Source organism: Shinella kummerowiae (assembly GCF_009827055.1).
Classification (GTDB): domain Bacteria; phylum Pseudomonadota; class Alphaproteobacteria; order Rhizobiales; family Rhizobiaceae; genus Shinella; species Shinella kummerowiae.
On record NZ_WUMK01000009.1, the window covers coordinates 309008 to 317719 of the forward strand.

Here is an 8712-nt window from a genome sequence, read left to right on the forward strand (position 1 = left end):
GACAGGCTGTTATTGTGCTGTCAGGGTCTCGGTGCCCGAGCCGTCCTTGCCGCTGATCGTCCAGGCGCCTTCCAGAACGCCCTCGCCCTTCACCTTGTAAACGATGAGACCGACAGCGTCCTCCAGTACGTAGCCCGCCGCGAAGGCGTCTTCGTAGAGCATGCAGATGCCGTTCGAGGTGGTGTCGTTGGTGCTCCACTCGATCGAGCAGGTGGTCTCGCTGGTCAGAGCGATCGTCGCGGTGCCCGAATAGGCCGAACCATCGAGATTCGTGCCTTCGACGGTATAGGTTCCGGCGCTAACCGTTTGTGCGTGCGCAGGCACGACCAGCCCCAGGCCCAGAAGGGCGCCAGCCAGTATCTTTTTCATGATGTCCCCCAGATGAACCGGCGAGATTGCCGGTGCCGCGATCCTAGCGAATCCGCGGCAAAACGGAACAGGAATCGCGCGGTCCGGAAGACGAAAATGCCCGGCAAAGCCGGGCATTGGAAGGCGTGTCGGCAAGCGCCGAAAGATCAGACGGCGCCCGGATAGTTCGGGCTCTCGCGGGTGATCGTGACGTCGTGGGCGTGGCTCTCGCGCAGGCCGGCACCGGAGATGCGCACGAAGGTCGCGCGCTCCTGGTATTCCTTGAGGTCCTTGCCGCCGACATAGCCCATGGAAGCCTTGAGGCCGCCGGCGAGCTGGTGCAGCACGCCCGAAACCGGGCCCTTGTAGGGAACCTGGCCTTCGATGCCTTCCGGTACCAGCTTCAGCGTGTCGCGCACTTCCGCCTGGAAGTAGCGGTCTGCCGAACCGCGCGCCATGGCGCCGACGGAGCCCATGCCACGATAGGCCTTGAAGGAGCGGCCCTGGTAGAGGAACACCTCGCCCGGGCTTTCATCCGTGCCGGCGAGCAGCGAGCCGACCATGACGGCCGAAGCACCGGCCGCAATGGCCTTCGCCAAATCGCCGGAGAACTTGATGCCGCCATCGGCGATGACGGGGATGTCCTGCGCCTGCGCGGCCTCGACGGAGGACATGATGGCCGCGAGCTGGGGCACACCGACGCCGGCGACGATGCGGGTGGTGCAGATCGAGCCCGGACCAATGCCGACCTTGACGGCATCGGCACCCGCATCGATCAGCGCCTTGGTGCCATCGGACGTCGCGACATTGCCGGCCATGATGCGCACCGAGTTCGACAGCTTCTTCACGCGGGCAACGGCGTCGAGGACGCGCTGCGAATGGCCGTGCGCGGTATCGACGACGATGAGGTCGACGCCGGCCTCGATCAGGCGTTCGGCACGCTCGAAGCCGTCGTCGCCGACGGAAATGGCGGCGGCGGCGCGCAGGCGGCCCTGCGCATCCTTGGAGGCGTTGGGGTTGAGCTGCGACTTCTCGATGTCCTTGACCGTGATGAGGCCGACGCAGCGGCCGTCACCGTCGACGACCAGCAGCTTCTCTATGCGGTGCGAATGCAGCAGGCGCTTGGCTTCCTGCTGATCAACACTTTCCTTGACCGTTACGAGGTTCTCACGGGTCATCAGTTCGTAGATCTTCTGCGTCGGGTCGGAGGCGAAGCGCACGTCGCGGTTCGTCAGGATGCCGACGAGACGGCCGGCCTTGGCGTTGCCGCCATTTTCCACGACCGGAATGCCGGAAATGCCATGCGCCTTCATCAGCGACAGCGCATCGGCAAGCGTCGCATCCGGGCCGATCGTCACCGGATTGACGACCATGCCGCTTTCGAATTTCTTCACCTGGCGGACTTCCTCGGCCTGCTCGGCCGGCGTCAGGTTGCGGTGGATGACGCCGAGACCGCCGGCCTGCGCCATGGCAATGGCGAGACGGCTTTCCGTCACGGTATCCATGGCGGAGGACAGGATCGGCAGGTTGAGTTCGAAATCGTGTGCGATGCGGGTGGCGATGTTCGTCTGGCCCGGCATGACCTCGGAGTGACCGGGCTGCAGGAGAACGTCGTCGAAGGTCAGGGCTTCGAGACCGGTTGCCGTTTCAATGATGCGCGCCATAGGCCAAGTTCCTTTGAGGGTAAAGCTTACGCACCAAGGGGAACATTGGGAGTTGTCCACCTCGGTCGCTTGCAAGAAATTCTTGGAAGTTGGCGAGGGCTGGTAACACGTTCATGACGGATTGGAAATAGCAAAAAGCCCCTAATCATCCGAGGCGGGTTTTGTCGACAAGCGCCAACACCGCCCCTCATCCCGCTGCCGCGACCTTCTCCCCGCAAGCAGGGAGAAGGGATTTGAGGCAAGGCCTTACTCCATCCTCCCTCGCCCCGCTTGCGGGGAGAAGGTGCCGGTTGGCGGATGAGGGGCGGCTTGCCTATAAAACCGGACAGGCTTCAGATATCGAACTGATAGCTCACCGGGACGAAGCGATAGCCCTCGCCGCCCTTTTCGACGAAACCGGCAGCCGGGAACGGCATATGGTAGCCGATGAAGGCGAGCTTGTCGGTGGCGATCATGTCGAACACCTTCTTGCGGGTTGCCGCGGCCTGCGCCTTGTCCATGTCGAAACGCACTTCCCAGTCCGGGCGCTGGAGCGACAGCACATAGTGGTTTGCCGTATCCGCCGTCAGGATGATCGCCTTGCCTTCCGATTCGACGCGGAAAATCATGTGGCCGGGCGAATGGCCGAAGGCATCGAGGCCGGTAATGCCGGGCACCACCTGTCCTTCATTCTCGATGAAGGTCAGCTTTTCGGCAAGCGGCTGCACCTTGGCGAGTACGCCCTGATGGCCCTGCTCGGCCGGCGTGCCCATGCGCTCGGGATTGACCCAGAAATCATATTCCGTGCGGCCAGTGACGTAGCGGGCATTCGGGAAGGCCGGCTTGCCGCCCTCCATCAGCCCGCCGATATGGTCGCCATGCATATGGGTGATGACGACGACGGAAATCTGGTCCGGGGTGTAACCGGCATATTTCAGCCCTTCGGTGAGGCGCCCCATGCCATTCTCCCGGCCGCCCTCGCCCATGCCGGTGTCAAACAGCACAACCTCCGCACCCGTATCGACAAGGGTCGGCGTGAAGCTGTTGACGAAGGCATCGGCGGGCAGGAAGTTTTCCGTCAGCAGCGCCCCCACCGCGTCCGCCGACTGGTTTGTGCCGAACGTTTCGTTCGGAGCGCCGGACGGGCGCATGCCGTCGCGCACCGTCAGCACGCGAAAACTGCCGAGCTTGAAGCTGCGGGTTTCGAGGGGGCTTACACGCATGTCGGTGGCATCACTCTCGGACTGGGCAAAAACGGCCGCGCGGTTCAGCACCAGCGGTGCCGCCAATGTGCTCACGCCCGCGGCCAGAAACAAGGATCTGCGCGAGATTGTCGAATGGTCTCCCATGGATCTACCCTTTTCGTGAAAACTGTATCGCCGTTCTAGAGGTCGGCGTCGGCATGAAGATGACACGCGGGAATCTAGGGCGCTGTCACGATCCGGGCACGGCGCATCACGGGCTTGTGATGCTTGAGGCAAATCCTCACGATTTGACAGATCGCAACGAGGGGCGCAGAAGACGGACGGGCCCGCGCGGAGGCCTTACACCTTGATTGCCTGATGAACCGAATCGTCCCCCTCATCCTCGCCGTCGCGCTCTTCATGGAGCAGATGGATTCGACCGTCATCTCCACCTCGCTGCCGGCGATTGCCGCGGATCTGGGTGTCGGACCGATCACGCTGAAGCTCGCGCTCACCTCCTACATGGTGTCGCTCGCCACCTTCATTCCGCTCAGCGGCTGGATGGCTGATCGCTTCGGGGCAAAGCGCATCTTCCGCCTCGCCATCCTCGTCTTCGTCGCCGGGTCCATCCTCTGTGCCGTTGCCGACAGTCTCATCGCCTTCGTCGTCTCACGCTTCCTGCAAGGCATGGGCGGGGCGATGATGACGCCCGTCGCCCGCCTCGTCCTGGTGCGCAGCACGTCGCGCTCCGAACTCGTCTCCGCCATGGCGTTGCTGACGATCCCTGCGCTGGTCGGCCCGCTTGCCGGCCCGCCGCTCGGTGGTTTCATCACCACCTATTTCTCCTGGCACTGGATCTTTCTCATCAACGTGCCGGTCGGCGTCATCGGCTACATCCTGTCCGGCATCTATCTGCCGGAAATCCGCGCCGCCGCCCCGCCGCCGCTCGACTGGACCGGCTTCTTCCTGAGCGCCATCGCCGCCTCCGGCACGATGTTCGGCCTGTCGGTCATCAGCCTTCCCGCCCTGCCGCCGATCGTCGGCATCTCCGCGACCGTCATCGGCCTCACCTGCGGCGTGCTTTACGTGCGCCATGCGCGCCGCCACCCGACGCCGCTGCTCGACTTGAACCTCTTCCGTGACAGCGCATTCCGCGCCGCCTCCATCGGTGGCACGCTGTTTCGCATCTCGGTCGGTGCCGTGCCCTTCCTGATGCCCCTGATGCTGCAGGTCGGCTTCGGACTGTCGCCCTTCCAGTCCGGCCTCGTCACCTTCACCGGCGCGGTCGGCGCCATCACCACAAAATTCATCGCCAAGCGCGTGCTGACCTTCGCCGGCTTCCGCACGACGCTGATCGTCGCGGCCATCTGCGGCACCGTGCTGACTTTCGTGAACGGCTTCTTCACGCCGGCGACGCCCTTCTGGTTCATGGCGCTGGTGCTGTTGGTCGCCGGCCTTGCGCGGTCGTTCTTCTTCACCAGCGTGAACGCGCTCTCCTTTGCCGACATTTCCGACGAGGACGCCAGCAAGGCGACGTCGATGACCGCTGTGCTTCAGCAGATGAGCCTCGCGATGGGCGTCGCGGTCGCCGGCACGATCCTCGAAATCGAGACCTCCCTCACCGGATCGCCGCTCGAACTGCGTGATTTCCAGATCGCCTTCATGGTGATTTCGGCCATCACCATCACCGCCGTCATTCCGTTCATCACGATGGCAAAAAATGCCGGCGCCGCCGTCTCCGGGCACCGCCTGGCGGCACCCGAGGAAGAAACGGCTGCGGTGAAGTAGACGGACTATTCCGGCTTTTCGCAGACCGCGGCGAGCTTGTTGCCGTCGTGGTCGCGGATGAAGGCGGCGTAGAAACTGGCGTGGAACGGACGCAGGCCCGGGGCGCCTTCGTCCGTGCCGCCCTGCGCCAGCGCCGCAGCATGGAAGGCGTCGACGGCGGCGCGGGTGGGGGAGACGAGCGCGACGGTCACGCCATTGCCGAAGGTGGCAGGCTCGCGATTGAAGGGTTCGACCACCCAGAAACGGCAGCGCACATCGGCATCCGCACCGTAGCCGATCTCGCCCGGTGCTTCCTTCTGCCGGCGATAGCCGAGGAATGGCAGCACGGCATCGTAGAAGCGGCCGGCGCGGGCAAGATCGTTGGTGCCGACGGTGGTGTAGAGCAGCATTACGCGTCTTCTTCTGCCTCGAGCGCCTCGTCGCTTGCCTTGCGGCCCTTGAAACCCTTGGCAAGCAGGAACATTTCCACCGATTCGGCGCGCGAGGCGCCGGGCTTCACATGGATGACCTGCTTGAAATTCTGCTTGAGCAGGTTGAGCAGTTCGCGCTCCGTGCCTCCCTGGAAGGTCTTCGCCAGGAAATGCCCGCCCTCGGCCAGCACCTCGATCGCGAAGTGCGCAGCGACCTCGCACAGATGCATGGTGCGGATGTGGTCCGTCTGGCGGTGACCCGTGGTCGGTGCCGCCATGTCGGAAATCACGAGGTTCGGCGTGCCGCCGACCGCTTCGATCAGCTTTTCCGGCGCGTCATCATCGAGGAAGTCCATCTGCAGGACACGCACGCCGGGCAGCGGATCCATCTCCAGAAAATCGATGGCCGCGACGCGCGGGTCGGCATCGGTCGAATCCGTCACCTTGGCGGCGATCTGCGACCAGCTTCCGGGCGCAGCACCCAGGTCGATGATGCGGCGGGCGCCGCCGAGAATGTTGTGCTTCTCGTCGATCTCCAGCAGCTTGAAGGCCGCGCGGGCGCGATAGCCCTCGAGCTTGGCGCGCTGCACGTAGGGATCGTTGATGTGGCGTTCGAGCCAGCGGCGCGACGACGCTTTCAGCTTGCCCTTCTTGACCTTCTGGCCGAGTTTGCGGCCAGTTCGGTTGCCGGCAACGGGGGGCTTGCTCATGATGCCTGTCCTTCGGGCTTTGCCGGATTGCGGGGGCCGCCGCGGTGGTTGCGCCGGTGGCGGCCGCGGCGCCAGACGCCGTCATCGGCCATCATGTCGGTGAGCAGGCCTTCACGCAAGCCGCGGTCGGCGACGCGCATGCGGCGCGACGGCCAGCGCTTGCGGATCGCCTCCAGAATGGCGCAGCCGGCAAGCACGAGATCCGCCCGGTCCGGCCCGATGCAGGGATTGGCGGCGCGCGCGGAAAAATCCCAGGAGAGAAGCCGCGCCTGCATGGCCGAAACCTCGTCGTCCGACAGCCAGACGCCATCGACCCGGCGGCGATCGTAGCGCGGCAGGTCGAGATGCACGCCGGCAAGCGTCGTCACCGTTCCGGAAGTGCCGATGAGGTGGAAATCCTCCGGCGCGTGAACACCATCGCCGGGGCAATCGAAGGTCGACAGCATGCCCTCGACCTCGGAGACCATGCCGGCAAAGCTTTCCGGCGTCACGTCCCGCCCGCCATGGCGTTCGGACAGCGTGACGACGCCGACGGGCAGCGACGTCCAATGCGTGATGTGGTTGGCAAGCCGGCTCGAGCGGTTGTCGCCGATGCGGATGACCGCGATTTCCGAGGAGCCGCCGCCGATATCGAACAGCACGACCGATTTCGCCTCGCGCCCGACCAGCGAGGAGCAGCCGGAAACGGCGAGCCGCGCCTCTGTCTCGCGGTTGATGATTTCGAGTTCCAGCCCGGTCTCTTGCTGCACGCGCTCAAGGAAGGCCTCGCCATTCGTCGCTGCACGGCAGGCTTCCGTGGCAATGAGGCGGGCGCGGCGGATGTTGCGGTTCTTGAGTTTGGTGGCGCAGATCTTCAGCGCCTCGACGGAGCGGTCCATCGCCTCGTCGGAAAGCCGGCCGCTGGCCGCAAGCCCCTCGCCCAGGCGCACGATACGCGAAAAGGCATCGACGACGCGAAACTGTCCGGGGCGGGTCGGCTGGGCAATCAGCAGCCGGCAATTGTTGGTGCCGAGATCAAGCGCGGCATAAAGCGGCGCATCATAGGCATCACGATCCGCGAAGTGGTGCGGGGCCTCGCGCCGGGGTTCCTGGGACACGGGTCGCCGTTCGACGACCGGCTCGATTGCGGGAGACGCGACGAGGGCATCGGCGACGGCGGGCGCAGCAGGTTTCCGGCCACGCTGCTTGCGGCGGGCCTTGCGGCCATCCGGCTGGCGATGGTCCTGCTCGGAAGCTTCCCGCTGGCCAACGGGCGCAAGCGGGCGCACATTTCCACTGACGGCGCTCTTGCCGTGTTTGCGCCGCTTGTTGCGACGCGCGTTGTTGCCGTTCACTTCGGCTTTGGGGCGCTCGGCGACAGCGGATAGACCGGCCGCCTGGCCTGCGGACGGAGAAGCGACAGAGGAGCTTGCGCCCTTCTGCTTTCCCTTCCGGCGGCGCGACCGCTTCGGTCGCACGCCATTGTCCACATCTCGCGCCCCGGAAACGGACGGCTTTTCGCCGCTGTCGGGGTCGTTCACGTTACTGCCTATGGCGCCGCGCAAAGCTTTGAAGCTGCAAGCAGGCGCTCTCTCGATCTTCGTTGGCGCGACATTACCAGCGCCCGGCCCGTTCGCCAAATTCTTTTTGTGACGCGGCGACGACAGCCGGGCCGGCAAAAGGCCGATGCAATTTTCCCGAAAAAACCATTTGCATCTCGCCGCCGTTTGTTTATAAGCCCGCCTCACAGACGCCGGCCAAGCCGTGACCGTCATGCTGGGGAATAGTTCAACGGTAGAACGACGGACTCTGACTCCGTTAATCTTGGTTCGAATCCAGGTTCCCCAGCCATCTTTCTTTTATACAATAAAATCAGATACTTAGAAAACATTAGCGCAAGCTAAATGTTACAGCCTTGCGAATGCTCCACATGGGTTTCCCCTCTCCATTTGCGCTCGCTATTCTTGCAGAGAATGGGATGATTCTAGTGAGCAACCATGTGGACCGATGAAGCCGGCAACTTCGCATCGTGACCGGGACAGTCATTGCGGCTGTGCTACTCGTCGGTGGTATCTGGAACTACCTCCGGCGTGGACCCAAGCTATCTGTCGAAATCATCCCTCTCCGCCAAAACCGGAAGAACAGAGCGCCGACCGATCGAACTATTACGCTCTCGGTCTCAAATCATGGCAACGAGCCTGCCCTCATCTCAAAACTACGCCTTCGAACACTCAAGCGGCGCAATCTTGTTCGCCGGGACGTGACGAATGAGGCGTTGTTTGATGATTCAACACCGTGGTCGCCTTCGTTTAGGCTGCTTCCGGGCGCTGCGAAAGCCTATGATTTGAAGTTCTTTGAGGGCTGGACGCTAACTGAAAACCCTACCGATAGGATTTGAATAGCCCCTAGATTTGTAGACGCCTTCTTCCCTAATTTTGAGGCAAGAAGAGCATCATGAGCAAATCGAATTTCAGCGATGATTTCAAGCGCGACGCGGTGCGTCAGATCACGGAGCGGGACTATCCGGTTGCGGAGGTTTCGCAGCGGCTGGGCGTCAGCCAGCGTTCGCTTTACGAATGGAAGAAGACGTTTGCCGCGTCAAACGCCAAGGGTAACGACGAGGCCCAGGAGATCAGGCGGCTGAAGAAAG

8 protein-coding genes and 1 tRNA gene are annotated in these 8712 nt (G+C 63.5%); 3 read left to right on the top strand and 6 right to left on the bottom strand.

Annotated elements, in window-relative coordinates; all coding sequences use genetic code 11:
* Positions 1-9: 9 nt before the first annotated feature.
* The 3 genes from GR138_RS23660 to GR138_RS23670 all read right to left on the bottom strand — a co-directional run bounded on the left by GR138_RS23660 (position 10) and on the right by GR138_RS23670 (position 3340).
* The gene (locus tag GR138_RS23660; RefSeq protein ID WP_202402796.1) at positions 10-369 is read right to left on the bottom strand and encodes a hypothetical protein; all 360 of its coding nucleotides are present in this window, start codon (positions 367-369) and stop codon (positions 10-12) included.
* Positions 370-515: 146 nt separating this feature from the next.
* Positions 516-2012: an IMP dehydrogenase gene (gene guaB / locus GR138_RS23665; RefSeq protein ID WP_160861717.1), complete on the bottom strand. Its 1497-nt coding sequence runs from the start codon at positions 2010-2012 to the stop codon at positions 516-518.
* A 332-nt stretch (positions 2013-2344) separates the two neighbouring features.
* Positions 2345-3340, bottom strand: coding sequence for an MBL fold metallo-hydrolase (locus GR138_RS23670; protein WP_160861718.1), 996 nt, complete (start codon positions 3338-3340; stop codon positions 2345-2347).
* Between the two features lie 213 nt (positions 3341-3553).
* On the opposite strand from GR138_RS23670, the gene GR138_RS23675 reads away from it, so the two are divergent.
* A complete protein-coding gene (locus GR138_RS23675) occupies positions 3554-4963 on the top strand; it encodes a DHA2 family efflux MFS transporter permease subunit (protein WP_160861719.1) in 1410 nt (469 codons plus the stop codon).
* A 5-nt stretch (positions 4964-4968) separates the two neighbouring features.
* Here GR138_RS23675 and GR138_RS23680 read toward each other — a convergent pair whose 3' ends face one another.
* Genes GR138_RS23680 through GR138_RS23690 form a run of 3 tightly spaced genes read right to left on the bottom strand, consistent with a single transcriptional unit; the run spans position 4969 to position 7603 of the window.
* The gene (locus GR138_RS23680; RefSeq protein WP_160861720.1) at positions 4969-5352 is read right to left on the bottom strand and encodes a VOC family protein; all 384 of its coding nucleotides are present in this window, start codon (positions 5350-5352) and stop codon (positions 4969-4971) included.
* A complete protein-coding gene (locus GR138_RS23685) occupies positions 5352-6083 on the bottom strand; it encodes an RlmE family RNA methyltransferase (RefSeq protein ID WP_160861721.1) in 732 nt (243 codons plus the stop codon). The genes GR138_RS23680 and GR138_RS23685 overlap by 1 nt, the downstream gene beginning before the upstream one ends.
* Positions 6080-7603 carry a Ppx/GppA phosphatase family protein gene (locus GR138_RS23690; protein ID WP_420853708.1) on the bottom strand — a complete coding sequence of 508 codons (1524 nt, stop codon included), beginning with the start codon at positions 7601-7603 and terminating at the stop codon, positions 6080-6082. Before GR138_RS23690 ends, GR138_RS23685 begins: the two co-directional genes overlap by 4 nt.
* Positions 7604-7839: 236 nt before the next feature.
* Here GR138_RS23690 and GR138_RS23695 point away from each other — a divergent pair.
* Both GR138_RS23695 and GR138_RS23700 read left to right on the top strand, forming a co-directional pair.
* Positions 7840-7913 (top strand) — tRNA-Gln (locus GR138_RS23695).
* 603 nt (positions 7914-8516) lie between these two features.
* The coding region (locus tag GR138_RS23700) for a transposase (protein ID WP_160861722.1) at positions 8517-8712 on the top strand (196 nt) is incomplete at its 3' end.